This is a genomic window from Sphingomonas sp. GW822-FHT03G08, from assembly GCF_058801135.1.
The window spans coordinates 2,038,762-2,060,811 of the sequence record NZ_JBXAMZ010000001.1; the positions used below are offsets into that span (position 1 = coordinate 2,038,762).

The 22,050-nt window shown below is 67.4% G+C and carries 24 protein-coding genes; 8 read left to right on the forward strand and 16 right to left on the reverse strand.

From position 1 onward, the window contains the following. Positions 1-332: 332 nt before the first annotated feature. Both AC1RJ5_RS09335 and AC1RJ5_RS09340 read left to right on the forward strand, forming a co-directional pair. Positions 333-881 (forward strand): PRC-barrel domain-containing protein, encoded by a 549-nt coding sequence (locus tag AC1RJ5_RS09335; RefSeq protein ID WP_493112920.1) that lies wholly within the window; start codon positions 333-335, stop codon positions 879-881. Between the two features lie 131 nt (positions 882-1,012). Then, positions 1,013-4,216: a helicase-related protein gene (locus tag AC1RJ5_RS09340; RefSeq protein ID WP_493112922.1), complete on the forward strand. Its 3,204-nt coding sequence runs from the start codon at positions 1,013-1,015 to the stop codon at positions 4,214-4,216. Between the two features lie 157 nt (positions 4,217-4,373). Here AC1RJ5_RS09340 and AC1RJ5_RS09345 read toward each other — a convergent pair whose 3' ends face one another. The 6 genes from AC1RJ5_RS09345 to AC1RJ5_RS09370 form a co-directional block, all read right to left on the reverse strand. Then, positions 4,374-5,159, reverse strand: a complete 786-nt coding sequence (locus AC1RJ5_RS09345) for an SDR family NAD(P)-dependent oxidoreductase (RefSeq protein ID WP_269574122.1) — start codon at positions 5,157-5,159, stop codon at positions 4,374-4,376. A 5-nt stretch (positions 5,160-5,164) separates the two neighbouring features. Further along, the gene (locus tag AC1RJ5_RS09350) at positions 5,165-6,355 is read right to left on the reverse strand and encodes a zinc-dependent alcohol dehydrogenase (protein WP_269574121.1); all 1,191 of its coding nucleotides are present in this window, start codon (positions 6,353-6,355) and stop codon (positions 5,165-5,167) included. 34 nt (positions 6,356-6,389) lie between these two features. Then, complete coding sequence (locus AC1RJ5_RS09355; protein WP_269574120.1) at positions 6,390-6,995, reverse strand: SRPBCC family protein; 606 nt, start codon at positions 6,993-6,995, stop codon at positions 6,390-6,392. A gap of 243 nt (positions 6,996-7,238) precedes the next feature. Further along, positions 7,239-8,300: an ATP-dependent DNA ligase gene (locus tag AC1RJ5_RS09360; protein WP_493112926.1), complete on the reverse strand. Its 1,062-nt coding sequence runs from the start codon at positions 8,298-8,300 to the stop codon at positions 7,239-7,241. A gap of 79 nt (positions 8,301-8,379) precedes the next feature. Beyond that, the gene (locus tag AC1RJ5_RS09365; protein WP_269574118.1) at positions 8,380-8,673 is read right to left on the reverse strand and encodes a hypothetical protein; all 294 of its coding nucleotides are present in this window, start codon (positions 8,671-8,673) and stop codon (positions 8,380-8,382) included. A 138-nt stretch (positions 8,674-8,811) separates the two neighbouring features. Then, the gene (locus AC1RJ5_RS09370; RefSeq protein ID WP_493112928.1) at positions 8,812-9,318 is read right to left on the reverse strand and encodes a hemerythrin domain-containing protein; all 507 of its coding nucleotides are present in this window, start codon (positions 9,316-9,318) and stop codon (positions 8,812-8,814) included. 233 nt (positions 9,319-9,551) lie between these two features. On the opposite strand from AC1RJ5_RS09370, the gene AC1RJ5_RS09375 reads away from it, so the two are divergent. Next, entirely contained in the window at positions 9,552-9,752 is a 201-nt protein-coding gene (locus tag AC1RJ5_RS09375) for a hypothetical protein (protein ID WP_269574116.1), read from the forward strand. 27 nt (positions 9,753-9,779) lie between these two features. On the opposite strand, the gene AC1RJ5_RS09380 is transcribed toward AC1RJ5_RS09375, so the two are convergent. Together AC1RJ5_RS09380 and AC1RJ5_RS09385 are read right to left on the reverse strand one after the other, a co-directional pair. Further along, positions 9,780-10,898: a glycoside hydrolase family 130 protein gene (locus AC1RJ5_RS09380; RefSeq protein ID WP_493112930.1), complete on the reverse strand. Its 1,119-nt coding sequence runs from the start codon at positions 10,896-10,898 to the stop codon at positions 9,780-9,782. Further along, positions 10,895-11,677 (reverse strand): SDR family oxidoreductase, encoded by a 783-nt coding sequence (locus AC1RJ5_RS09385; RefSeq protein WP_307117720.1) that lies wholly within the window; start codon positions 11,675-11,677, stop codon positions 10,895-10,897. Before AC1RJ5_RS09385 ends, AC1RJ5_RS09380 begins: the two co-directional genes overlap by 4 nt. Before the next feature lie 130 nt (positions 11,678-11,807). Between AC1RJ5_RS09385 and AC1RJ5_RS09390 the strand changes: the two genes are divergently transcribed. Both AC1RJ5_RS09390 and AC1RJ5_RS09395 read left to right on the forward strand, forming a co-directional pair. Beyond that, positions 11,808-12,107 carry a plasmid stabilization protein gene (locus tag AC1RJ5_RS09390; protein WP_493112933.1) on the forward strand — a complete coding sequence of 100 codons (300 nt, stop codon included), beginning with the start codon at positions 11,808-11,810 and terminating at the stop codon, positions 12,105-12,107. 7 nt (positions 12,108-12,114) lie between these two features. Continuing rightward, complete coding sequence (locus AC1RJ5_RS09395; RefSeq protein ID WP_493112935.1) at positions 12,115-12,303, forward strand: hypothetical protein; 189 nt, start codon at positions 12,115-12,117, stop codon at positions 12,301-12,303. A 1-nt stretch (position 12,304) separates the two neighbouring features. Here AC1RJ5_RS09395 and AC1RJ5_RS09400 read toward each other — a convergent pair whose 3' ends face one another. Further along, complete coding sequence (locus AC1RJ5_RS09400; protein ID WP_493112937.1) at positions 12,305-14,527, reverse strand: hypothetical protein; 2,223 nt, start codon at positions 14,525-14,527, stop codon at positions 12,305-12,307. A 279-nt stretch (positions 14,528-14,806) separates the two neighbouring features. On the opposite strand from AC1RJ5_RS09400, the gene AC1RJ5_RS09405 reads away from it, so the two are divergent. Next, positions 14,807-15,298, forward strand: a complete 492-nt coding sequence (locus AC1RJ5_RS09405; protein ID WP_493112939.1) for a DUF421 domain-containing protein — start codon at positions 14,807-14,809, stop codon at positions 15,296-15,298. On the opposite strand, the gene AC1RJ5_RS09410 is transcribed toward AC1RJ5_RS09405, so the two are convergent. From AC1RJ5_RS09410 to AC1RJ5_RS09430, 5 genes are all read right to left on the reverse strand, one after another. After that, positions 15,295-15,444, reverse strand: a complete 150-nt coding sequence (locus AC1RJ5_RS09410) for a hypothetical protein (protein ID WP_493112941.1) — start codon at positions 15,442-15,444, stop codon at positions 15,295-15,297. The genes AC1RJ5_RS09405 and AC1RJ5_RS09410 overlap by 4 nt on opposite strands. Beyond that, a complete protein-coding gene (locus AC1RJ5_RS09415; protein ID WP_269574109.1) occupies positions 15,441-15,599 on the reverse strand; it encodes a hypothetical protein in 159 nt (52 codons plus the stop codon). The genes AC1RJ5_RS09410 and AC1RJ5_RS09415 overlap by 4 nt, the downstream gene beginning before the upstream one ends. Before the next feature lie 87 nt (positions 15,600-15,686). Next, a complete protein-coding gene (locus tag AC1RJ5_RS09420) occupies positions 15,687-16,571 on the reverse strand; it encodes an NAD(P)H-hydrate dehydratase (RefSeq protein WP_493112943.1) in 885 nt (294 codons plus the stop codon). Further along, entirely contained in the window at positions 16,568-17,344 is a 777-nt protein-coding gene (locus AC1RJ5_RS09425; protein WP_493112945.1) for a histidine phosphatase family protein, read from the reverse strand. The genes AC1RJ5_RS09420 and AC1RJ5_RS09425 overlap by 4 nt, the downstream gene beginning before the upstream one ends. A gap of 19 nt (positions 17,345-17,363) precedes the next feature. After that, positions 17,364-17,939 (reverse strand): DUF4142 domain-containing protein, encoded by a 576-nt coding sequence (locus AC1RJ5_RS09430; RefSeq protein WP_493112947.1) that lies wholly within the window; start codon positions 17,937-17,939, stop codon positions 17,364-17,366. Between the two features lie 129 nt (positions 17,940-18,068). On the opposite strand from AC1RJ5_RS09430, the gene AC1RJ5_RS09435 reads away from it, so the two are divergent. Then, positions 18,069-18,464 (forward strand): DUF3597 family protein, encoded by a 396-nt coding sequence (locus AC1RJ5_RS09435; RefSeq protein ID WP_493112949.1) that lies wholly within the window; start codon positions 18,069-18,071, stop codon positions 18,462-18,464. A 71-nt stretch (positions 18,465-18,535) separates the two neighbouring features. Further along, entirely contained in the window at positions 18,536-18,763 is a 228-nt protein-coding gene (locus AC1RJ5_RS09440; protein WP_493112951.1) for a hypothetical protein, read from the forward strand. A 99-nt stretch (positions 18,764-18,862) separates the two neighbouring features. Here AC1RJ5_RS09440 and AC1RJ5_RS09445 read toward each other — a convergent pair whose 3' ends face one another. Further along, a complete protein-coding gene (locus AC1RJ5_RS09445; protein WP_493112953.1) occupies positions 18,863-21,007 on the reverse strand; it encodes a catalase in 2,145 nt (714 codons plus the stop codon). A 99-nt stretch (positions 21,008-21,106) separates the two neighbouring features. After that, positions 21,107-22,006: an iron-containing redox enzyme family protein gene (locus AC1RJ5_RS09450; RefSeq protein WP_493114667.1), complete on the reverse strand. Its 900-nt coding sequence runs from the start codon at positions 22,004-22,006 to the stop codon at positions 21,107-21,109. Between the last annotated feature and the right edge of the window lie 44 nt (positions 22,007-22,050).

The following is a 22,050-nucleotide window of genomic DNA, read 5'->3' on the forward strand; positions in this document are numbered from 1 at the left end:
CCAACATGGTCTTGCGGTCGGCTGGGAGTGGCATCGGCAAATCTGGCTTCCTCATTGGGAAACGCTGCAACGCCCGAGCGGCCGGATTGTAACAAACTGTTGCTGCAACCATGCTCCCAACCGTCGCCTAGGGGTTTAACCTGAAGCAAGTGCCTGAGCGAGCGCGAGATTTCTGAGGAACGCCGTGCCCGCTTTCGAGTTGAGCAGCGCACCGACGCCATAGGGCGACGCGCCACTTTGGCAAAGGCCGCGACCTGCGCGTCGCGACCGGACAATCATCGGAGGTCGCCACGCTTATTGCGATTACTGGCTGGGTAGCGCCCTGCGCGACCATGATCGCGGCGATGATGACCGCCGCGAACCTCGGTGCCCGTTTGACGGGATGGGGCTTCGTCGTCTTCACCGTCGGATCGCTCGGCTGGGCGACGGTCGGCCTTTCCAGCGGACAGACCAATTTGCTCGCGACCAACTGCTTCCTGACGCTCGTCAACGCGGTGGGGATCTGGCGCTGGCTGGGCCGCCAGCGCGTCTATGAGGATGGCGGGAAGTCCGCCTCCGAGGCGAGCCGGCGCGCCGCCGCGCCATCGCTGTTCACTGCCACCGGCCTGGCCGGGATGCCCGTCGTCGACAGCGTCGGCGACCGCGTGGGGAAGGCGGTCGAGGGGCTTGTCGAATGCGCGACCGGCGAGATCAGCTATGTGGTAGTGGCGAGCGGACCGCCCACCGGGATTGGCGAGGCGCTGCGCGCAGTGCCGCGCCAGGCGATCCGTTTCGGCTGCGACTTCCTGGCGCTCGATATGCCGCGCAACCTCTTCGACGCGATCGAGCCGCTCGACGGCGGCGACTGGCCCGTGAAAGTCGTGCTGGACCATGCGTCGTGATCGGCATCGGCCGCTCGGGTGCGGCTCGCCGTCTGCGCCCAGCGCGTGGGGATGCGGCTCCCCGGAGGACGCTTGCCCAGCCTCCGGCTGGCATGACCTTCCCATTCGAAAGGTAGAACAGCGTGTCATCCATGCCCGAGCCTGCGGTCCGCGCCCTCGCTACCCCCGATAAGGTGCGCCCCGCCCCGATCGGCGCGGCCGCGGCCCAGTTGGCCGAGATCCTTGCCTTGGAAGACGTCATCGTCGCCGCTGGCGATGAACAGCGGGCGGCGGCGCTTGCCCGGACGCTAGACGCTCTCACCGAAGCAGAGATCATCTACTGCCCCGGCAGCGACGCGATTCCGGGCGACGACGCGCCGGCATCCCCGGTGAATGTCGGGCAACGCGTCTCTGCGTTGCGCCGCCTCCGCCTCGCCCAGGCGCACGAGCGCCAGCGCCGGATCGCATTGGTGATCAGCGGCGAGGCGCTCGGCCATCGCTACCCGCCGCCACAGGCTTTCGATGCCGAGCCGCCCAGGGTTGTCCGCGGCGAGGCAGTGGACCTGGCCAGCCTCTTCGACGGCCTCGTCGAGGCTGGCTATGTCAGCGACGAACGGGTCGACGAACCGGGAGAAGTGGCGCTTCGGGGCCAGGTCCTCGACGTGTTTCCGGCCGATGCCGAGCTTCCGCTGCGCGTCGAGATTGTCGATGGCGTGATTGTTTCCATCCGGAGCTACGATCCGATCGACCAGCGTTCGGTAGAGGAACTCGACGCGCGCGAGCTTGGGCGCGTGGCCGAGCCGGATATTGGGAACGAAGGCGTCTCGCTCGTCGATCACCTCCCGGGCGCCCGGCTCGCGATCGAGACCGGCGCGGAGGAGCGCCGGCGTCGATTGCTCGCCCTCGTCGCGGATGCCGAGCGGAGGCGTCCTGGCAAGGCGCGCCGGCACGTCGTCGGCGATCGCGACTGGTCCGCAGCGATCGCGGAGCGCAAGGCTATAGAGCTGGAAGCCGAACCGGCTCCCGTCCCCCGGTTCGTGGAGGAAAGATCCCCAATGCGCGCCTTTGGAGCATTCGCGCGCGCGCTGCTCGCGGGGGGTGGCACCCTGGCGATCCTCGGAACCGCCCGCGACCTGCGCTTTCTTCGCGCACGCGTCGCCAAGGCGGCAAAGGCCGAGATCACGGACATGCCGGACTGGGAGAGCGTCGTCGGAGCCGAGCCTGGCCGCCTTCTCGCCCTGGAAGTGCCCCTGGACCGCGGCTTCCGCCGCGGCAATCTGGTTGCCGTTGCGGCCGCCGATCTGCTCGGCAGCCGGGCGGAACGCGGCGATGAGATCGCCGACAGCCACCAAGCATTGGTCTTCGCGCTGGACGAGATCCGCATCGGCGACGTCGTCGTCCATGAGGACCATGGCATCGGCCGCGTCCATGGGCTCGGAGCCTCGCCGGCAGGGGACACGGAAGCGATCGCACTCGAATATGCAGGGGGCGCAATGCGGCTCGTGCCGATCGGCCAAGCCGATCGCCTGTGGCGCTACGGCGCGGACGCCGACGCAGTGACGCTGGACAGGCTCGACGGTTCCAGTTGGGAGAAGCGCCGTTCCGCGATCGACGCCGCGATCGCGGAGACCGCAGCGGGGCTGATCGAGATCGCAGCGGCGAGCGCCGGGCGAACGGCGCCGGTGCTCGCGCCGGACTCGGCTGAGTATGAGAAATTCGCCGGCGGATTCGCATTCACCGAGACGCGGGACCAGGCCAGGGCGATCGATGCGGTGCGCGCCGATCTCGCCTCGGGAAAGCCGATGGACCGCCTCGTCATCGGCGATGTTGGATACGGCAAGACCGAGGTGGCGCTGCGCGCGGCCGCGCTCGCTGCGCTTGCGGGATATCAGGTCGCGATCGCCGCCCCCACCACCGTGCTCGCGCGCCAGCACCTTGAAAATTTCGCCGCGCGGTTCGAGGGAACCGGAATAGAGGTCGCGGGTCTGTCCCGGCTTTCCAAGCCGACCGAGCGCAGGCGCGTCCGAGCCGGCATCGCGGACGGCTCGATCCGGGTCGTCGTCGGCACGGGCGCCGTGGCCGGCAAGGGCGTCACCTACAACAGGCTAGGCCTGGTCATCATCGACGAAGAGCAGCGGTTCGGCACAGCCGACAAGGAACGCCTTCGTAAGCTGGGGGCAGGCCATGCGCTCTCGCTGAGCGCGACTCCGATCCCGCGCACGCTGCGAAGCGCACTTGTCGGCATCCAGCAGCTCTCGATCATCGCATCGCCGCCAGCGCGGCGGCAGCCGATCCGCACTGCGGTCACCGCGTTCGACAAGGCCGCGATACGGGCGGCACTGCTGCGCGAGCGCAGCCGGGCGGGCCAGAGCTTCGTGGTCGTGCCGCGTATCGAGGACATGGCGCCGCTCGCCACAATTCTCGGCGAGCTCGTGCCGGAACTCGACGTGCTGACTGCCCATGGCAAGATGGGCGCGGCGGAGATCGACGAGACCATGGTCCGCTTCGCGCGGGGCGACGGCGACGTCCTGCTGGCGACCAACATCATCGAGGCCGGCCTCGACGTACCGCGCGCGAACACCATGGTGATCTGGCGGGCGGACCGTTTCGGCCTGAGCCAGCTCCACCAGCTGCGCGGACGCGTCGGTCGCGGCGGACGCCGTGGCCAGGTCATCCTCCTGACCGACCCGGACAAGGCGCTGGCGCCGCGAACGTTGAAGCGCCTGCGGACGCTCGAGGCCTTCGATCGGCTCGGCGCAGGCTTCGCGGTGAGCGCGGCGGACCTGGACATGCGCGGCGCGGGCGACCTCATGGGCGACGCACAGGCCGGCCATATGAAGCTGATCGGCATAGACCTCTATCAGGATCTGCTGGGGGCGGCGCTTCGCGCCGCGCGCGGCGAATCCGTGGAGCGCTGGACGCCCGATCTTCGCCTCGGCATCGAGGGCCGGCTCCCGGGATTGTTGATTCCGGAAGCTGAGATCCGGATCACTTTCTATATCAGGCTCGCCCGTGCGCGATCGTCGAGCGAGATCGATCGGATCGAGGAGGAGCTGGAAGATCGGTTCGGATCGCTGCTTCCCGAAGCGAGGACATTGCTTGCGATCGCCCGCGTCCGAACCGAAGCGCGCTCGGCAGGCATCGCCCGCATTGATGCCGGGCCGGCTGCGATCGCGCTGACGCCGCGACCCGATAGCGGTCGCGCGTTCGAGGCCCTCGCGCTCGAGCGGAAGGGCGACCGGCTGATCGCAAGGGATCGCATCGAGGATCCGCTCGCCAGGCTCGAGCGGATAGAGGAATTGCTCGCGACGATCCGCGAGGCCGGCGAGGGCGGAGCCACGGACCCTGTTCGGTAAGGCCAGGCCCGGCTAACGGCGAAGCGCGTCGCGACCCGGACGCCATTGCCGGACTTCGCCCCGGGCTAGCCGTCCTCGCGATCGGCTCTTGCCGGCGCCAGCGATGGCTTCGCCGCGAAGTCCTCGAAGCTTGCCTCGCCACCCTGGGCCAGACTAGTCAGTCGGAATCGGCACCAGGCTCGGCCATGCCCCGATGCAGTTCCGCCAGCACCGATTGCGGCGCGATCCCTGCAGCTGCCACCTGCAGCTTGTTGGCGAGGCCCGACACGATATGACCCTTGCCGGCCATCAGCGCATCCCAGCCGTCCTTCGCCACCTTGGCAGGATCGGCCTTGGAATCGTCCCGGCCGACCTTGGTGTCGAGCATGTCGGCACGTGCAAAGAATTCGGTGTCGGTCGCGCCAGGCATCAGCGTGGTCAGCGTGACGCCCTTGGCGTCCTTGAGCTCGTTGCGCAGCGCCTCGGTGAAATTGTCGATGAACGCCTTGGTGGCATTGTACACGGCATTGAAGCTCCCGGGGATGTATCCGGCGATCGAGCCGGTCACCAACACCTTGCCGCTGTCTCGAGCTACCATGTCGCGCAGGACGTTCTGGAGCAGATAGACGGTGCCGGTGACGTTGGTGTCGATCGAATGTCGCCAGGCCGCGACGTCCTGCTCGAGAAAAGGACCACCGGTGCCAATGCCCGCGTTCGCGCAAACCAGATCGATGGCGCGGCCGGCAGCTGTCGCGAGCAGCGCCTCGACGCCGTCGAGCGTCGAGAGGTCGGCCTGCACCGACTGTACCTCGGTGCCGAACTGCCGGAAGTCCGCTGCCGCCGCATCTATTAGCGGTTCGTCGGCGACGACGATCAGATCATAGCCTTCCTTCGCCGCGAGTGTCGCCAGTTCGAACCCGATCCCCGTGGAGGCACCGGTCACGATCGCGAGTTTGTTCGCCATTTTCCCTACTCCGCTGCCAGCGCCAGGCCGGGCTTGAGCACGACTTTGGTCACTTCGTTCTGGTTGTCGTGGAACATCTTGTAGCCCTTGGGCGCGTCCTCGAGCGGCAGCGTGTGGCTGATCAGGAAGGTCGTATCGATCTTGCCTTCCATGATCGCGTTGAGCAGCGCCGGCATGTAGTGCTGGACATGGGTCTGGCCGGTCTTGAGCGTCAGGCCCTTCTCCATGAAGGCTCCCAGGGGAAACTTGTCGACGAAACCGCCATAGACGGCTGGCATCGAGACGCGGCCGCCCTTGCGGCAGGCGTGGATCGCCTGACGGATCGAGTGGATGCGATCGGTGCCGAGAAAGGTGCTTGCCTTGATCTGGTCGATCACATTGTCGACGAAGAAGCCATGCGCTTCGAGCCCGACCGCGTCGATCACCGCGTCGGGGCCAATGCCGCCGGTCATCTCCATCAGCGCCTCGTAGGTGCGCGTCTCTTCGAAGTTGATCGTCTCCGCACCGAACTTCTTCGCGAGCTCAAGCCGGCGCGGAAAATGGTCGATCGCGATCACGCGCTCGGCCCCCATCAGGAAGGCCGACTGGACCGCGAACAACCCGACCGGGCCGCAGCCCCAGACCGCCACCGTGTCGCCGGGTTCGATCTGCGCATTCTCCGCCGCCATCCAGCCGGTCGGCAGGATGTCGGAGAGGAACAACACCTTCTCGTCCTCGATCCCCTCGGGGATGACGAGCGGGCCGACGTCGCTGAAGGGAATGCGGACATATTCGGCCTGTCCGCCCGAATAGCCGCCGGTCATGTGGCTATAGCCGAACAGCCCGCTCATCGGCTGCCCGTACAGTTCCTGGGCGATGTCCTGGTTATCGGCGGGCAGCCCGTTATCGCAGGCTGAGTACTGGTGTTTGCCGCAATGGTAGCAGCTGCCGCAGGCGATGGTGAACGGCACCACGACGCGCTGGCCCATCTTCAGCGTCGATTTGGGACCGACCTCGAGCACCTCGCCCATGAACTCATGGCCGAGAATGTCGCCCTTCATCATCGTCGGGATGTAGCCGTCGTAGAGATGAAGGTCGGATCCGCAGATCGCGGTGGAGGTCACCTTGATGATCGCGTCGCGCGGGTTGAGGATCTCGGGATCGTCGACCGTATCGACGCGGACGTCGTGCTTTCCGTGCCAGGCCAGTGCGCGCATCAGCGTGCTCCCTCTTCAAAAAGACTCGCGCGCATCAGTTCTTCCCTTCGTCCTGGAGCCGCTTGTTGCGCGCGCCGGTGGCGATCTCGCCGGTTTCCATCAGTTGCTTGAAGCGGCGCAGGTCCCGGCGCGCCTGAATGGCCGGCTCGCGCTGGAACATCTTCGCGATCAGCTTGCCGATCGCGCCGGCTGGCGGATCGTAGAGGATCGTCGCAGTCACGATCGTGCCGCGACCACCTTGCGCATCGCGAAAGTCGATGCGACCGCTGTTCGGCACGTCGGCGCCATCCTCGGAAGCCCAGGCGATGAAGCTGCCGTCCCGCTCCTCGGTGATCGCCGAGGTCCATTCGACGGTCCTGCCGCCGGGGGCCTTGACGACCCAGTGCGAGCGCCTGTCATCGAGCACGTCGATGCGTTCGACATTCTCCATGAACGTCGCAAGATTGGCGAAGTCGCGCCAATAGGCGAACAGCTCTTCGCGCGGCCGGTTGATCGTCACAGTACGACCGACCAGCACGTCGGCGTCACCCTGGCCAGGCTTGTCGATCAGCGTATCGGTCGCCGCATCGACCGCGGCCGAATCCTTGGAAGTCGCCAGTGGCGCATCGTCGCGCTGCGGCGTGTCGAGAGTCTCGCCCATCTTCGTCTCTCCGGGAGATTATCTCGTTAGAACAATGCGCTATTCGCGCCGTTCCGGCCTGCATCGATCCGTCCGTCGCGCGCCGCTTTCCATCTGTCGCCACAGTTCAGCCTGGGTTTCGCGCGGAACTGCCTGTCATGCCCGATCGGCCTGCGGCGCGCCTTGACCAAATGACATGTCGGCGGTGACCGCTCGCGCCGCGCGCCTGCGGATCGTCCACCCCGGGGCGATTCGACCGGTAGATCACGCCTTGGCCAGGATCACCTCCAACTCGGCGGGCCGGAGTTCGCGTATCAACTGGTCTCGCGTACATTGCGCCGGTGCCTTGTCGGGCCTCCAGCGCAGGAACCGCGTGCCATGGCGAAAGCGCCCTGCGCTGACCTGGTCGTAGACCACCTCGGCCACCAGCGCGTGGCGCAGCTTCACATAAGGCTTGGCAACCCCGCTCCACCGACTCGGTGCGCCCGGTGCGTCGCCGGTGAAACCTGGCTCGCCCACGGCTCCGGTCACCCTTTGCAGGATTTCAGCTCGGTCGGCGGCCGCGAAACTCGAGGTGAAGCCAACATGATCGAGCAATCCGTCCTCGTCGTAGAGACCGAGCAACAGGGACACGCTTCCCTTGGCGCCCTGCCGATAGCCACCCACGACGCAGTCGGCGGTCCTTAGTTGCTTGACCTTGCGCATAGCGCGTTCGCCGGCACGATAAGGTTCGCCCAGCGGCTTCGCGACAATGCCGTCGAGCGCGCCGCCGCTTCCGGCGAGCCAGTTCCGTGCCACCTGCGCTTCCTCGGTCCGAGGGGACAGCATCAGCCGGGGCAATGCATGCGCCGCGTGGAAGGCCTCGAGCGCAGCGCGCCTTTCGACGAGCGGCTTGTCCGCCAGGAACGTTTCGCCGAGCTGCAGGCAGTCGAACAGCATGAACTGTGCGGGTGCCTCGGCCACCAGCTTGTCGACGCGGGAAGCCGACGGATGGAGCCGAGCCTGGAGGGCCGCGAAGGACAGGCTGTCCCCGACGGGAATGATGAGCTCGCCATCTAGAAGGAAGCGCTTCGCCGCCAAGCCCCGCAGCATGTCGACGATGTCGGGAAAATATCGGCCGAGCGGCTTGCCCGACTTCGACCAGAGCTCGACCTCCTCTCCCTCGCGCAGCGCAAGCGCGCGAAATCCGTCCCATTTGGGCTCGAACTGCCAGCCGCCGCCCATAGGCAGGTCGTCGGCCAGCACTGCCTCCATCGGCTGCGGAATCGAACGCGACTTCATGATCGCGCCGAGCAACGATCGGAGCGCCGCGCCCGTTCCTGCCACGCCGGCGCGGTTTCCGGACCGTCGGCGCGAATGCTTATGCGAATTTGCGAAGGTTTTTCGCGGTACTGTGCGATCGGGGTCAGCGCCGGGTGAGCCGCCTGCGGTTCGCGCGGACCTTGCCGCCATAAAGACGCAGCAAAGCATCGGCCACGCTGTGCGGCGAGCTGCCATAGCTGCCCGTCAGCAGGCGGGTATTGGCCTCGACCAGTGCCAGCCATTTCTCGGACACCATGCGGCTCGCCTCGGCGCCGGCGCCGCTCCCGCCGCTCGCGATCTTCCAGGACCGCAGGCCGATCACGATGCTCGCCTCGACGCCGAGCTGCCAGAGGCGAAAGCCGATGGCGAACGCTTCCAACGGGGATTCGCGATCCATGGCGTTCTCCATTTCCGTCTCGGCCTCGGCATCTTGCCGGGCGGATTTCCCGCCGAGCGATTCGCAAGCCGGCCTTTCGCGATCTTCGGCAGCAAGCGCTTAGGGTGCGGGCGAACCGGCGCCCGCATCCGGTCCTGCTCAGGCGGTGATCAAATTCACGGCCCGGGGCTTCGCCACGGGAAGCCCCGACGCTTCCTCCTGCGCAAGCAGGCTCTGCTTCAGCGCCAGCATCTCGTCGCGCAACGCGACGAGATCGACATCGGTCGCCCTGCACTGGGCGAACATGCCCTCCGAGGGCATCTCCTCCTCGTGCACATGGTGCTTGATCTCCTCGGAGAGCACCTTGACCTTGGCGTCGTAGAAGTCGTCGCCGGGATCTCCGGCCTCGATATCGTTGACCAGCACCTTGGCGCCGTCATGCTCGACATAGGCTTCCTCGAGGATATCGTCCTCGATCTTACCCTTGAACGCCGGGTAGAAAATCTCCTCCTCGATCGCGGTATGGATCTTCAGCTCCACGCAGATCTGGTGGGCGATCTTCTTCTTCGCGGCGGCACCGTTGGTGCCTTCATATTGCTCGAACAAGGCTTCGACCTTGCGGTGATCGGCCTTGAGCAGTGCGATTGCGTCCGTGAATTCAGCCATGTTGGATCTCCCGCTTGCGCGCGATCTAAGCGGTCCGGAATTGCGTTCGGTTCCGCCTGCGAATCGGTTGCAACTGGAAGGCGGGCGTCTTTCCAGTATCGTGTTTTCGCCTCAGCGGTGCAGATACGGCCAGCGTGGACCGGCCCTCGGCAGGCAATAGTCGCTCCGCCGCTAGCCGGAGAGAACTTCGAGGCGGCGACCGCGTTATCCGCCGGTGTTCCAAGGAGATTTGCATGACCGACGACGCTTCCGCCCCGCAATCCAACAGCAAGACCGCGCTGACCGACGACATCGTCAAGCATTTCTCCGGCGATGCGCCGCTGACGGAAAAGGCCAAGGGTTTCGCCAAGGCGCGTCCCTGGACCAGTGCGGCATTCATCGGGATCGCCGCGATGGCGCTGATCAACGGACTGCGGGGCGTCCGCCGGCGCTGACGTGCGCGGCGATGCCGCGCCGACCCTTCATGCAAACCTGCTCTTGGGGATGTGGGTGACACGGCATGCGAGGTCCGCCTCGCCCGACGCCACGACATAATGGTCGCCCGCATCGGCGATGCCGGTGGTGAACACGACGTCGCGGACGTACATCTTGTCCTCGAGCGGCCTGGTCAGTTCGGGCGCCGCCTCGAGCAAAGGCGTATGCTCGGTGCGCAACACCCTGGCGGGATCGTCGCGGTCCAGGATCGACCAATAGGTCCGATAGATGCCGACGATCTCCTTGGGCTCGACGCCGTGCCACAAGGTCAGCCAGCCGGCATCGGTGAGGATCGGTGGTGTGCCACCGCCCATCCGCGCTGTGGCGATCGTCGCCGCGTGCGGGCGGATGCCGGGCTCGCGGTGCGGCTTCCAGTGAAGCGCGTCGGGCGAGGTGGCGAGATTGATCGACGGGCCGCCGCGCCATTCGCTGCCCGGAGGATAGGTGAAATAGAGGTCGCCGAGCGGCCGCGTCTGCGCCCAATATTTGCCGTCCACAAGCCCTTCGAAGATCAGCATGTCCTTGTTCTGGTGGTCTAGGACCACGTCCTCGAAGGTGAAGTCGAGGCCGTTCTGCGAGCTGTACAGCGTCGTCGAGTGGCGCTCGGGACTCACCGAGCAGGTCGTCATCAGCCAGCGATCGCCGACTTTCGACACGCGCGCATCCTCGACGCCGTAGCATTGGAAGCTGCCTTTGGGCGCGATCGCCTTGTCGTAATGGACTTCGACGATCTCGAGGCCATCCGGCGTGAGCTCCACCGGCAGGATCCACGAGAGCGAAGTCAGCGCCATCACTTTCCAGCGACCGCCGCGGATCAGGAACTTGCGGGGATCGCCGGTGTCGACCAGCTCGAGCGGCCAGGGATCGAGGACGTAGCGGCCCTCGTGCCAGCGGATTGCGTGGATCTTGCCGTCGACGATCGGATCGCGGAGCGCCTCCGCCACCCGGACGAAGATCGCCAGGTTGCCGTTGGGAAGCCGCGTCAGCGCAGGGTTGAAGGCGCCGAGCACATAGGTCTCGGCATCGAAATGCCCTGCCAGCGGAGAGCGCGACAGGTCGATGTCGTCGGGGCCGAAGACGAGCCGGTCGACCGGGAAGCTGGTCATTCCTTGTCCTGCGTGCGAGGCGCGATCGTCACCTGCTGGACGACGGCGCGCCGGGGCTGGGTCAGGACGTAATGGACCCCGACGGCGATATCCTCGGCGCGCAACATCCACTCCTTGTTGATCTGCTCGGCCTGCTCCTCGGCGGTGAAGCTCGAATATTGAAAGTCGGCGCCCGTCTTGCCGGGCTCGACCAGCGCGACCTTGATTCCCTTGGGGCCGAGCTCCTTGCGCACCGCTTCGGCGAAGCCGGCGATGCCGGCCTTCATCCCGGCATAGACGCTGGAATCCGGCCCCAGCACATGCGCGCTCATCGAGCCGATCAGGACGATATCGCCATGGTCCTGCATCACCTCCGCCGCGGCATCGACGCTCGCGAGATAGGCGGTGAAGTCGGTGGCGATGGCATAGCGGAGCTCCTCCGCGTTCATCTTGGTCACGCCCTGCGCCGGGATCGCCGCATTGACGACCGCGATGTCGAACGCGCCGAAATAGTCCTTCGCCGCCTCCACGAAGCGGGCGACGCCGTCGGGGTCGGCGAGGTCGATGTTGATGCCGTCGCCCTTGCCGACCTCGCGGATGCGGCCGAGCCCGTCCTGGAGATGCTGCGGATCGCGGCCGCAGATGAACACGTCGACACCTTCGGACGCGAGCAGCACGGCGATCGCCCGGCCGATGCCGGTGGTCCCGCCGGTGACGATCGCCTTGCGCCCCTCGAGGCTCGGCATCTCGGTATGCGCGTCGGAAAGGTCGCGGGCCGGCGGGTCGGCAATCTCGGTCATGGCTGCATTCTCCTTCCCGGCTCGAACCAAAGGGACACGCGCGGGTTCCCGGCATAACCCAGGTTATGGCGCGCAACTGGCCGCTGAAATCGGGCGTTGTTGCAGTCGGTTAGACGATGGGAGAGCGATCATGCCCCAAGGCGACAAGAGCAGTTACACCGACAAGCAGAAGCGCAAGGCCAAGCATATCGAGGAAGGCTATGAGGACCGCGGCGTCGGCAAGGAGGAGGCCGAGCGCCGCGCCTGGGCGACCGTCAACAAGGAGTCCGGCGGCGGCAAGAAATCGGGCTCGGGACGCGGCAAGCAGGAGAATCACGACAGCGCGCGCAAGGGCGGCGAGAAGGGCGGCGCCTCGCAAAGCGCGGCAAAGCGCTCGGCGGCGGCGAAGAAGGGTTGGGAAACCCGCCGCCACCAGGCGCACGCGCATTGAGGCGGCGATGAGCGACCCATGGGGAGACCGCCGGGCGGGCGACGTGGCGGACCGCGACTATCTCGAGCGGCGCGCCCGGGAGGAACGCGCGCGCGCCGAGCAGGCGGACGATATGGGCGTGGCCTATGCCCATCGCCGGCTCGCCGAAGCCTATGAGCAGCGTCTTGCGGCGATGAAGACCGAGCTTGGCGCCTAGCCTACCAGAGCAACTCGATCGTCGCGTCTGCCGGAACGTGATACTCGATGCGGCCCGCGGACGCGTGCCGCGGCCGCAACGCCTTGCCGCCGTGCGCCGACAGGGTGAATTCCGGTAGCCCGGCGCTTCCCGCCCGGATCAGGCTGAGCCGAGCGTCGCGGCCTGGGCTGCCCGCGAGCTGGAAGCGCAGGGCCTTCTCTCCCGGGCGGTCCAGGCCGAGCAGGAAGTGATCGCAGAACAGCAGGAAGGGCGCACCCTCGACGCGGTGAAAGGCGCGGCTGGCGAAGACGAAGGCCGAGCCCGCGCCATAGATTTCCTGCCCGACCTGCCCCGCCGGCTGCCCGTCGACATACAGGTCCTCCACCGGGAAGGAGAGCGCGCGGTCGATATGGCCGTTGGTCGGGCGCTGCTTCGGCGCGATCGCGTCTTCCGGAAGCGCGTCGGGATAGTAGAACCAGGCGCGGTCGAGCGCGTAGCGGCAATATTCGCAGATCAACAGCTTCGCGGCGGGATCGAGCTCGGGGCCGGCGTCCTTCAGATAGCGCTCGAACGCCGCGAAGCTGTCGAAGCACTCGTACATCGCCATATAGGGCGCATCGTGGAGCGCCGTCGCGCCGAGGAAGTTGCGATAGTGGCGGGCATGGCCGATCTCCGATTCCCACATCGCAGTGTTGTGGAAGAAGCTCGCCAGGTAGACATAGCTCTGGCGCAGATAGGTTTCCTCGCCGGTGATCCGCCATAGCCGAATGCAGGCGGCGGCCCCCCAGGCGGTCAGATTTGCCTGGTAGTTGAGCTCGAAGCGCATCTCGCGCGCCGCGTCGATCGCCGCGCGCGCCTCGTCGAGGTATCGCCACTCATCGGTCAGCTCGAAGGCCTGGAGCATGACATAGGCGTACATGCCGCCGACATCGGTCTGGCCTAGCCCGGCATCGTCGCGCGCCGCCTGCAGCACCTTGAAGTCGCGCACGTCATATTGGATCGGCCATCTGTACTCGAAGTGGCGGGCAGCGCGGATTCCGTAGTCGAGCGACTTGCTGAACAGCCGCAACGCCGGCTTGTCGCCGTCGATGGCGAGGCGCCCGAGCTTCGACAGCGGATGATAGAGATACCAGCTGTCGACCGCATTCCTGTCCTTGTCCTTGCCGACATTGGGCAGATAGCGGCGCAGCGTTCCGAGCCTCGGATCGTAGAACTTGCCGAGCCCGGCCGCCAGGTCGACACCGATGGCGGCCTTCCCGCCGGCCCATACCTCCCAGTCGCGGATCGCGCTCAGCACGGAGAGCTGGACCATCGAATCCGGATATTCGGCGGCGGTGTAGGGATGGACATAGCTATGGCCATAATGGCGGATCGTCGCCTTGGGCGAACGGGCGAGGTCGCGCAGCGAATCCTCGGCGCGAGCGGTCCAGTCGCGATAGGCGATGTCGGGCTGCTCGATCTGGCCGAACACGGCGCCGAGCAGCGAGAGATAGCGCTGCGCCATCGCCTGCTCGTCGCCATCGCTGTCGTCGTGGAAGGCGATCAGGGCGTGGGAAAGGAGGACTTCCTCGCCCGCGGGCAAGGGATCGACCGGCGGGGTTCCACGCTGCGGCGGCGTCGGCAGGAGATAGCCGATCTCGGGCCAGACGCCGCCGACCGCGCCGTCGGGCTTGGTATCGGTTAGGGCGAAGTAGCGGTTCAGGCGGGTCAGGTCCTGGCAATAGAGCACGCTGCCGAAGTCCGGCTCCTCGAGCCGGAAATAGATGGCGCCGGTGTTGAAGCCGCGCTGTGCCGCCTCGACCTGCCCGACCGCACCCAGGGGATCGTCGCGCGCGTCGAGCGGATATAGGTCGCGCGGCACGAAGGAGGTGAGCAACGGGACCTTGGCCTCGAGGCTCGTCGCCACCTCTAGCACCGGAATCGCACCCTCGACCAGGCGCACCGCGATCCGGTGCGTACCGATCGGGCTCCTGACCTCGATCCGCGCAGCCTCGCCCTCCCGGGCGCGCACCGTTCGCGCTTGCCGATAGCCCGCCGGGCAGAAGGCCGCCCGCATTGCGATGCCGCCGCGCCCCGGGCGGCGCACGATTACCCAGATAGCGTCATGGCCCGCCGCGAGCGAGATGGTCCGCCCGCCGAGCGACAGCTGGCAAAGCTCTGACATCGTGCCGCGGCGCAGCTCCTCTCGCAGCAGCACCGCGCCCGGCGTGGCGCCGGCAACCGGGTCATGGCTGCGACCGTGCATGGCTAGGCGACCTCCCGCCAGGCGGCGCGGCGAGGCTGCCGAGACACCTGGGTAGATCGGACAGGCGTACGGCCCGCCGCCGCGCGACCCGAACGCCGTACGACCCCGACGCTTAGCGCTCGAACCCTCGGCGAGCCCGGACGGACGAACCCGGGTTCGTCGATCGCGTGCATGTCCATCATTCGGCAGCCTCCCGATGCTTTTGCGCGAGAACCCTGCCGATCGGGCGCGGTTCCGGCTTGCGTGAAACCCGCGCCAATTCGCGGGCGTTGGCCGGGCATGGAATGGTTTCGCCAGCTTATCGGGCCCGACGAGGGGGCCAGCGCACTGCAGCTTTGCTTCCGGGTGCTGCCGCTCCTCGCCTTCGGGATCCTGTGCGTGCGGATCGCGGGGCGCCGGACCTTCGCGCATTTCTCGCCGCTCGACATCGTCGTCGCGCTGATCGTCGGATCCAATATCAGTCGAGTCATGACGGGCAAGGCGCCGTTCTTCCCCGTCCTTGCGGCGACGCTGGCCCTGGTGGTCCTGCACCGCCTGCTGGCCCTTGTCGCGATGCGCTGGCACTGGGTCGCCGCGCTGGTCAAGTCGCGACCGATTACCCTCGTCGAGGACGGCAAGGTCGATGCCAGGGCGATGCGGCGCGCCAACCTGTCGGACCAGGACCTTGCCCAGGGAATTCGCAGCGAGCAGATCCGCGACATCGACGATGTCGCGCTGGCGACCCTCGAAAGCAGCGGAAAGCTCAGCGTCGTGCCCAAGCGGCGTCGCTAGCCGCGCGGCGAGCCCGGCTGCTCGGGCGGCGCATCGTCGGCCCCCTCGGCGGGCTGTTGCGAGGATTTGTTCGTCGGATCGACGTCGGTGCTGCCCGGGTTGGCGCGCTCCGCCTCGCCCGGTCCCTCATTACGCTTGTCGGTCATGCCTGGTCTCCCTTGGCGGGCTCAGCATAGTCCTCGGGCTTCACGCTGCCCACGCCCGGGCGGTCCTCGACCGGCTCCGGCGGAAGGCCGCCCGGCGTCTGGTCGTCCTTGTCCTGCCCGGCATCGGCGGGCGGTTCGGAAATCTGCCTGTCCATCGCGTCATCCTTTCGTCGCGCACAGAATATGTGCACCAGGGTTCAACCCGCCGGAATTTCCCCGGGGTCCGTGCCCCGCCGCAATTTTCATCGCGTGCCGAACGTGGCGAGCAGCGATGGTAAGCGCGGCGGAAGCTCGCGGGCGAGGAAGCCGATCGGGCCCGACTCCTCGGCGAGGAAGCGTCCGGCCTCGCCGTGCAGCCACACGGCCCAGGCGGCTGCCAGGCAAGGCGCCGCACCGCGCGCCAGCAGGCCGCCGAGTATCCCGGCCAGCACCTCGCCCGATCCTGCGGTTGCGAGGCCCGGGCCGCCGCCTCGATAGTGGAGCAATTCCCCATCCGGGGCCGCGATCCAGGTCTCGGCCTGCTTGAGCACCACGACCGCACCGAAATGCGCGCTGGCGCGGCGCGCCAGCGCGTCCGGCGCATCGCGAAGCTCGGCCGCGCCGCACTCCATCAGGGCGATCATCTCGCCGGGGTGCGGCGTCAGCACCACCCTGCCATCGCGGGCGCGGACCGCGTCGGCGCATCCGCGCGCGCCCGCGATGACCGCAGCGTCCAGCAGGATCGGCAGGTCGGCGCGCGCCTCGGCAAGGATATGGCGCAGGATCGTAGCCGCGGCAGATCGCTCGCCCATGCCCGGACCAAGCACCAGACTGTCGCAGCGATCGAGCAGGCCAGCGACCCGTTCGCCGGCCTTGCCGGCCAACTCGCCCTCGTCATTCGTCGGGAGCGCGAAGACGGCGGCTTCGGGCATGGCGATGCCGAGCCCCAGCCGCGCCGGCTCCGGCACCGCGAGCAGCGCCTTGCCGGCACCGGCGCGCAGCGCCGCCTCGCCGGTAAGCGCGAGTGCGCCCGGAACCGCCAGTGAACCGCCGGCGCAGAGCATGCGCCCGCGCGCATTCTTGTCGGTCTCCTGCCCGATCGCCGGCAGCGGATGCGCCGCCAGCCAGGCGGAATCGAGCGGGCTCATCCGCGTGCGGCGACGCGCGCGTCGGGCGCGCGCGTCACTTGCGCCGCGGGATCTTCCTCCATCGGCGCCACTTCATTGTACCGGACCAGCACGAGCCCGCCGTCCTTGCCCGACGATGCGTCGAAGCGATATTCGGTCACCGAGCAATTGGAGACATCGCCGAGCCTGTCGACGGCCAGAATCTCCTCCTCGCTCATATTCTCGAGGATGTAGCGCAGGCACAGCACTACGACCTGGTGGGCGACGATCATGACGCGGCGCCCGCCGTAGTGGAGCGACACGGTATCGAGCAGGCTGCGCAGCCTGAGGATCACGTCTGCCCAGCTCTCGCCGCCGGGCGGACGATGGTAGAATTTGCCGAGCAGCCGGCGAAATTCCGCCTGCTGGGGCTCCTGCGCTGCGACGCCCGCGGTGGTGAGCCCGTCCAGGATGCCGAACTCCTTCTCGCGCAGCCGTTCGTCGACGCAGACCGGCTCCTCTGGCTCCGCACCGCCCGCGTCGCGGAAGCGGCGGGCCGTGTCCCTCGAGCGAACATAGGGGCTGGAAAGGATCACGTCGGGCAGGCCGTTGCCGCAGCCGCGCGCGAACCACCGGCCGAGCGCCTTCGCCTGCTGCTCGCCGAGCACCGACAGCGGCACATCGACGTCGCGCAGCGTCAGCGGGATGCGCTCGAGACCGGCGGCATGCGCCTCGTCGCGCGCGACATTGCCCGCGCTCTGGCCGTGGCGGACCAGCCAGAGCTGCAGGGGCCAGCGTGGAGCGGACTCGCGCATAGCCTCGCGAGGCCGTCGGTCAGAGCGACTTGGCCATGTTGAGGTGCGCGGTGACGGTCGGTATCAGCTTGGTCGCGAAGTCCCGGAGCGACTGCGGTACGGCGTTGTCGCCGGCATTGGCCTTGAGCGCATCGAGCGTCTTCTGGTGGGCATCGACCTGGGCCGTCGCATAGCCCTTGTCGAAATCGGCACCCTTCACGCCCTTGAGCGAGTCGAGCAACTGCTGCTGCTCGGCGGTGAGCGTGGCATCGGGAACGATCGCCGGCGTCGCGGCGCGCGCGGCGGCCTTGAGCTTCGCGGTCGATTCGGTGTGCGCCTTGATCATGTCGGCGGCGAACTTCTTGGTCTTGGCCGAGGCGCCCTGCGCATCGGCGAGCTGCGACGTCGCGATCTCGAAGGCGTCGCTCGCCGCGGCCGCATTGGCGAAGGTCTGTCCGGCCGAGGTGGCGGGGACAATCGCCATGTCGTTGGCCATCGTGCCATCGCTATTGGCGGTGACCGTCGTGGTATCCGTGGTGCTGGTCTCGGTTTTCGAACCACAGCCTGCGAGTGCCAGCGCCGCGGCGCCCAGCGTCATCCAACGAACTGCGTGCATCCTTGCCTCCCGATTGTCGCCCCTTGCGGGCTCGCTCCTCCAACGCCCGCATTTCCGGCGCGTTCCGCGCGAACCCTTTGAAGCCGTTCCGCGTTTTCTCGCCCGACGCCAGGAGACAAGGAGCAGACCATGGGCATCTTCAGCAGCATCAAGGACAAGATCTTCGGCCACAAGGCCGCTACGCCCGCGGCCGCACCGGTGCCGGCCCCGAGCCCCGCCTCGCCGGCGCCCGCCCCGGCTCCCAACGCGACGCCCGCGCCCTCTCCGGCCGTCGATGTCGGCGCCGTACTTTCAGAGATGGCGGAGATGAAAGACGGCGGCGGCAACTACCAGACCTCCATCGTCGACCTGCTCAAGCTGCTCGATCTCGATTCGAGCCTCGAGGCGCGCAAGGCGCTCGGAGAGGAGCTGGGCGTCCATGCCGGCGAAAACGGAAGCGCGGAGCAGAATATCGCGCTGCACAAGGCAGTGATGGCGAAGCTCGCCGAAAATGGCGGCGTAGTGTCCGACAGCCTGCGCGGCTGACCGGGTCCTTGCCCGGCCTTTCTTAACCTGGGTTGGCGCGCGAGCTCGGCTCCGGCGGCAGAGCTTCGAGCATGGAAAAGAACCTGATCCAACGGGCGCTCGAACTCGCCGGAACCGGTGAGTTCGAGCGCATCGACCAAATCGAGCGCAAGCTCACCGCCGAGGGGTATTCGCACGTCGCCTCTCATCTGGTCGGGCCAACGATCCGGCGGCAGCTGCGCGACACGGCGCGGCGCGCGCGCGGCGAGACGGCCCGACGCAGAGGACGCCCGCCCTCGGCGCAGGGCACCACGCCATAGTCACGGGCCCTACCGGCGATATCCAGGCAGCGGGCCGGTTCCCGGCGATCGACTTGGTTGCCAAAGCGACGCGCCGCGCGGCGCGTCCCACGCGCCACCCTATTCGATGGGGTTGTTCTCGAGGAACGCCTCGGCATCGAGGTCGACCTTGAACTCGCGCTCCCAGAAGCGAAGCTGCCCGGCGGCGTCGAGAAAGGCCTTGGCGGAGGCCGCTCCCTCGAGTTGGACGAGCGCCTCGTCCATGTCGGCCTCCGCGATTCCCGCCTTGGCGAGAAGCGGCATCGCGTCCGGCGTGTAGCCGATGAACTTGAGGTGCCCGAACGCATCGGCCACAAAGTCGCGGGCCGCCCCGTCGCGCGCGAGCTGTGCCGCGCCCTCCGCGGTCACCAGCAGCGCGACCGCATCGTACAGGACCGAGGGGCCGCCATCGATCTTCTGCTTGCCTTGCGCCAGCGTGCCGTCGTCGAGGACGACGCCGCCGACCTTCGGAGTGACGAGCTCGTAGCTCGCGGGAAGCGCCTCCACTGCCTTGACCAGTGCGGCGAGCAGTGCGGCCGGCGCGCCGTCACTGACCAGGATGCCGAGCTTGCGTCCGGCGAAGCTGCCGGGCGCGCGCTTGACGATACTGAGCGCATCGGAAGGCGGCAGGTCGTCGCGCGGCGAGACCGCCGCCTTCGCCGCCGGCGGCAGCTTGTCGAGTCCGAGCCCTGCGGCGACGGTGCTGGCGAGCGCCGCGTCGATGTTGCGCAGGTGGCCGACCATCCGCTCGCGGATATCGACGCGCGCGCATTTCGACAGCTCGAAGACCAGCGCATCGCCGATATGTTTCCGCTCGATCGGGGTCTGGCTGACGAAGAACTGGCGCGCTTGGCTATAATGGTCGGCGAAGCTCTCGGGACGAAGCTGGACCTTCTGGCCCGCTTCCTCGGCCGCGAAATGGCGATAGCCCGCCTTGGGGTCCTCGCGCGGCCCGCCCCAGCTGTTCGGCTCGTAATTGGCGCGGCCCTTGGGGTTGCGCATCGCCATGTGCCCGTCCTGCTGGAAATTGTGGACCGGGCAGCCGCGCGGCTGGTTGATCGGGATATGGGTGAAGTTCGGCGAGCCCAGCCGCTTCAACTGCGTGTCGAGATAGGAGAAGTTGCGGCCCTGGAGGAGCGGATCGTTGGTGAAGCCGATCCCCGGCACGACATTCTGGGTACAGAAGGCGACCTGCTCGGTCTCGGCGAAGAAATTGTCGACCAGCCCGTCGAGGACGAAGCTGCCGACGATCCGCACGGGCACCTGCTCCTCGGGGATGATCTTGGTCGGATCGAGGATGTCGAACTCGAAGCGCTCGGCGAACGCCTCGTCGAACAGCTGTACGCCCAGGTCCCATTCGGGCGGCGTCCCCATGTCGATCGCGTCCCAGAGGTCGCGGCGATGGAAATCGGGATCGGCGCCGTTGATCTTGACCGCCTCGTTCCACAGCACCGACTGGAGGCCGAGGCGCGGCTTGAAGTGGAACTTGACGAAGGTCGACTTGCCCTTGGCGTTGATCAACCGGAAGCTGTGGACGCCGAACCCTTCCATGAAGCGGAACGAGCGCGGGATCGCGCGGTCGGACATGGTCCACATGATCATGTGCATCGCCTCTGGGGTGAGGCTGATGAAATCCCAGAAATTGTCGTGCGCCGTCTGCGCCTGGGGGAAGTTGCGGTCGGGCGCCGGCTTGGCGGCGTGGATCAGGTCCGGAAACTTGATCGCGTCCTGGATGAAGAAGACCGGGATGTTGTTGCCGACCAGGTCCCAGTTACCGTCCTTCGTATAGAATTTGCACGCGAAGCCGCGCACGTCGCGCGCCAGGTCGAACGAGCCCTTGCTGCCGGCCACGGTCGAGAAGCGCGTGAACATCGGTGTCTTCTCGCCGACCTCGGTCAGGATGCGCGCGGTCGTGAATTCCTCGAGCGACTCGGTGAGCGTGAAGGTGCCATGCACGCCGTAGCCGCGGGCGTGGACAACGCGCTCCGGGATGCGCTCATGGTCGAAGTGGAAGATCTTCTCGCGAAAATGGAAGTCCTCGAGTAGCGCCGGTCCGCGCGCGCCGAGGCGCAGGGTGTTCTGGTCGTCGGCGACCGCCACGCCCTGTTGCGTCGTGAGCGCGCCCTCGTCGCCAGCGAGCTGGTGGAGCTCGCCGCCATTGCCGCGCTTCGTCTCGAACTCGGCCGGCGCATCGCCGACCAGCTTGTCGTTCGTTCCCTTGACCATCTCCGCATCTCCCTTTGAGCCGGGCGCCCGGCGCCGATTGCCTGGGTGCCCGGTGACGTCGTTCGTTCGTCGATCGCCGGGATCGCCCGGCGGGACCGGTCAGGCGCCGGGCATCAACTGCGCGCGGTAGCGCGCGAAGCAGCGCTCGCCGCAGCGCAGGCGGATCAGGGCACCCTCGGCCATCGCGGTGGCGCGGCGCGGATCCTCCTCCACCGCCGGGCGGATCGCCTCGCGATTCCAATCCTCGCTGTGCTTGACGTCGAGCACCGCGTGCAGCGTGAAATAGCGTGCTTGCTTCGGGCTCAGGCCGACGCGCTTGAGCCCCTCGGCGACCAGCGCGGCGCGACCCGGCGCAGTCAGCTCGATCACGCCGAGGGCACCCACCGAATGCCAGGCATAGCGGCGCTGCGTCGCCATCGCGGTCATCGCATTGGCGAGGCACAGGCTTTCCCACACCGTGTTCTCGATCACGGGATTCACTTCGAGCGTCTCGACGAGCGCATCGAGCATCGGCCCGTGCATTCCCTTCTCGGTGCCGTGCCCCATCTCGTCCCAATAGTTGCGGGCGAGCTCCAGCTTGGGGCGTACCGGCAGCTTGACCTGGGTCATCGCGACGAGATCGTCGAAGCCGGCCTCGCCGGCGGCTTCCTGCTCGAAGAACCAGCGCAGCTCGTCACGGTCCGCCTTCTCGGCGAGCCAGGGGAAGAGCGGGTCGCCCTGCCCGGGGCCCACCGCCTTCAGCCCCTCGAACCAGGCGATAAAGCCCTCGACATCGGTCGGCGCCGCCGCCGCCTCCTCGGCGACCTCGGCGCGCAGCTCCTCGAGGAAACCGCCCTCGAGCCGCTGCATCTTGACGTCGCGCTCGAAAATCTTCTGCCTGTCGTCATCGGCGAGTCCGGGCGCCAGCCGCTCGCGATTCCAGTGCGCCAGTCCCCGCTGGAAACTATCGGTAAGGAACTGCGAACCGCTCTGGGTTCGTCGGTCGGCGGTAGCAAGCATCATCATCTCCGGGATTTCCTGCTCGCTGAACGTGTCGCCATATC

Bases quoted from the DNA above. Each gene is read 5' to 3' on its own strand.
- AC1RJ5_RS09350 (WP_269574121.1), bottom strand. From the start codon at position 6,355: ATGCGCGCACTGGCCTGGCACGGAAAGCACGACGTCCGCGTCGATACG.
- AC1RJ5_RS09375 (WP_269574116.1), top strand. From the start codon at position 9,552: ATGACCGACGACGCTTCCGCCCCGCAATCCAACAGCAAGACCGCGCTG.
- AC1RJ5_RS09365 (WP_269574118.1), bottom strand. From the start codon at position 8,673: ATGGATCGCGAATCCCCGTTGGAAGCGTTCGCCATCGGCTTTCGCCTC.
- AC1RJ5_RS09435 (WP_493112949.1), top strand. From the start codon at position 18,069: ATGGGCATCTTCAGCAGCATCAAGGACAAGATCTTCGGCCACAAGGCC.
- AC1RJ5_RS09410 (WP_493112941.1), bottom strand. From the start codon at position 15,444: ATGACCGACAAGCGTAATGAGGGACCGGGCGAGGCGGAGCGCGCCAAC.
- AC1RJ5_RS09445 (WP_493112953.1), bottom strand. From the start codon at position 21,007: ATGGTCAAGGGAACGAACGACAAGCTGGTCGGCGATGCGCCGGCCGAG.
- AC1RJ5_RS09385 (WP_307117720.1), bottom strand. From the start codon at position 11,677: ATGACCGAGATTGCCGACCCGCCGGCCCGCGACCTTTCCGACGCGCAT.
- AC1RJ5_RS09345 (WP_269574122.1), bottom strand. From the start codon at position 5,159: ATGGCGAACAAACTCGCGATCGTGACCGGTGCCTCCACGGGGATCGGG.
- AC1RJ5_RS09395 (WP_493112935.1), top strand. From the start codon at position 12,115: ATGAGCGACCCATGGGGAGACCGCCGGGCGGGCGACGTGGCGGACCGC.
- AC1RJ5_RS09440 (WP_493112951.1), top strand. From the start codon at position 18,536: ATGGAAAAGAACCTGATCCAACGGGCGCTCGAACTCGCCGGAACCGGT.
- AC1RJ5_RS09420 (WP_493112943.1), bottom strand. From the start codon at position 16,571: ATGAGCCCGCTCGATTCCGCCTGGCTGGCGGCGCATCCGCTGCCGGCG.
- AC1RJ5_RS09405 (WP_493112939.1), top strand. From the start codon at position 14,807: ATGGAATGGTTTCGCCAGCTTATCGGGCCCGACGAGGGGGCCAGCGCA.
- AC1RJ5_RS09380 (WP_493112930.1), bottom strand. From the start codon at position 10,898: ATGACCAGCTTCCCGGTCGACCGGCTCGTCTTCGGCCCCGACGACATC.
- AC1RJ5_RS09400 (WP_493112937.1), bottom strand. From the start codon at position 14,527: ATGCACGGTCGCAGCCATGACCCGGTTGCCGGCGCCACGCCGGGCGCG.
- AC1RJ5_RS09335 (WP_493112920.1), top strand. From the start codon at position 333: ATGATCGCGGCGATGATGACCGCCGCGAACCTCGGTGCCCGTTTGACG.
- AC1RJ5_RS09450 (WP_493114667.1), bottom strand. From the start codon at position 22,006: ATGCTTGCTACCGCCGACCGACGAACCCAGAGCGGTTCGCAGTTCCTT.
- AC1RJ5_RS09415 (WP_269574109.1), bottom strand. From the start codon at position 15,599: ATGGACAGGCAGATTTCCGAACCGCCCGCCGATGCCGGGCAGGACAAG.
- AC1RJ5_RS09370 (WP_493112928.1), bottom strand. From the start codon at position 9,318: ATGGCTGAATTCACGGACGCAATCGCACTGCTCAAGGCCGATCACCGC.
- AC1RJ5_RS09355 (WP_269574120.1), bottom strand. From the start codon at position 6,995: ATGGGCGAGACTCTCGACACGCCGCAGCGCGACGATGCGCCACTGGCG.
- AC1RJ5_RS09390 (WP_493112933.1), top strand. From the start codon at position 11,808: ATGCCCCAAGGCGACAAGAGCAGTTACACCGACAAGCAGAAGCGCAAG.
- AC1RJ5_RS09430 (WP_493112947.1), bottom strand. From the start codon at position 17,939: ATGCACGCAGTTCGTTGGATGACGCTGGGCGCCGCGGCGCTGGCACTC.
- AC1RJ5_RS09425 (WP_493112945.1), bottom strand. From the start codon at position 17,344: ATGCGCGAGTCCGCTCCACGCTGGCCCCTGCAGCTCTGGCTGGTCCGC.
- AC1RJ5_RS09340 (WP_493112922.1), top strand. From the start codon at position 1,013: ATGCCCGAGCCTGCGGTCCGCGCCCTCGCTACCCCCGATAAGGTGCGC.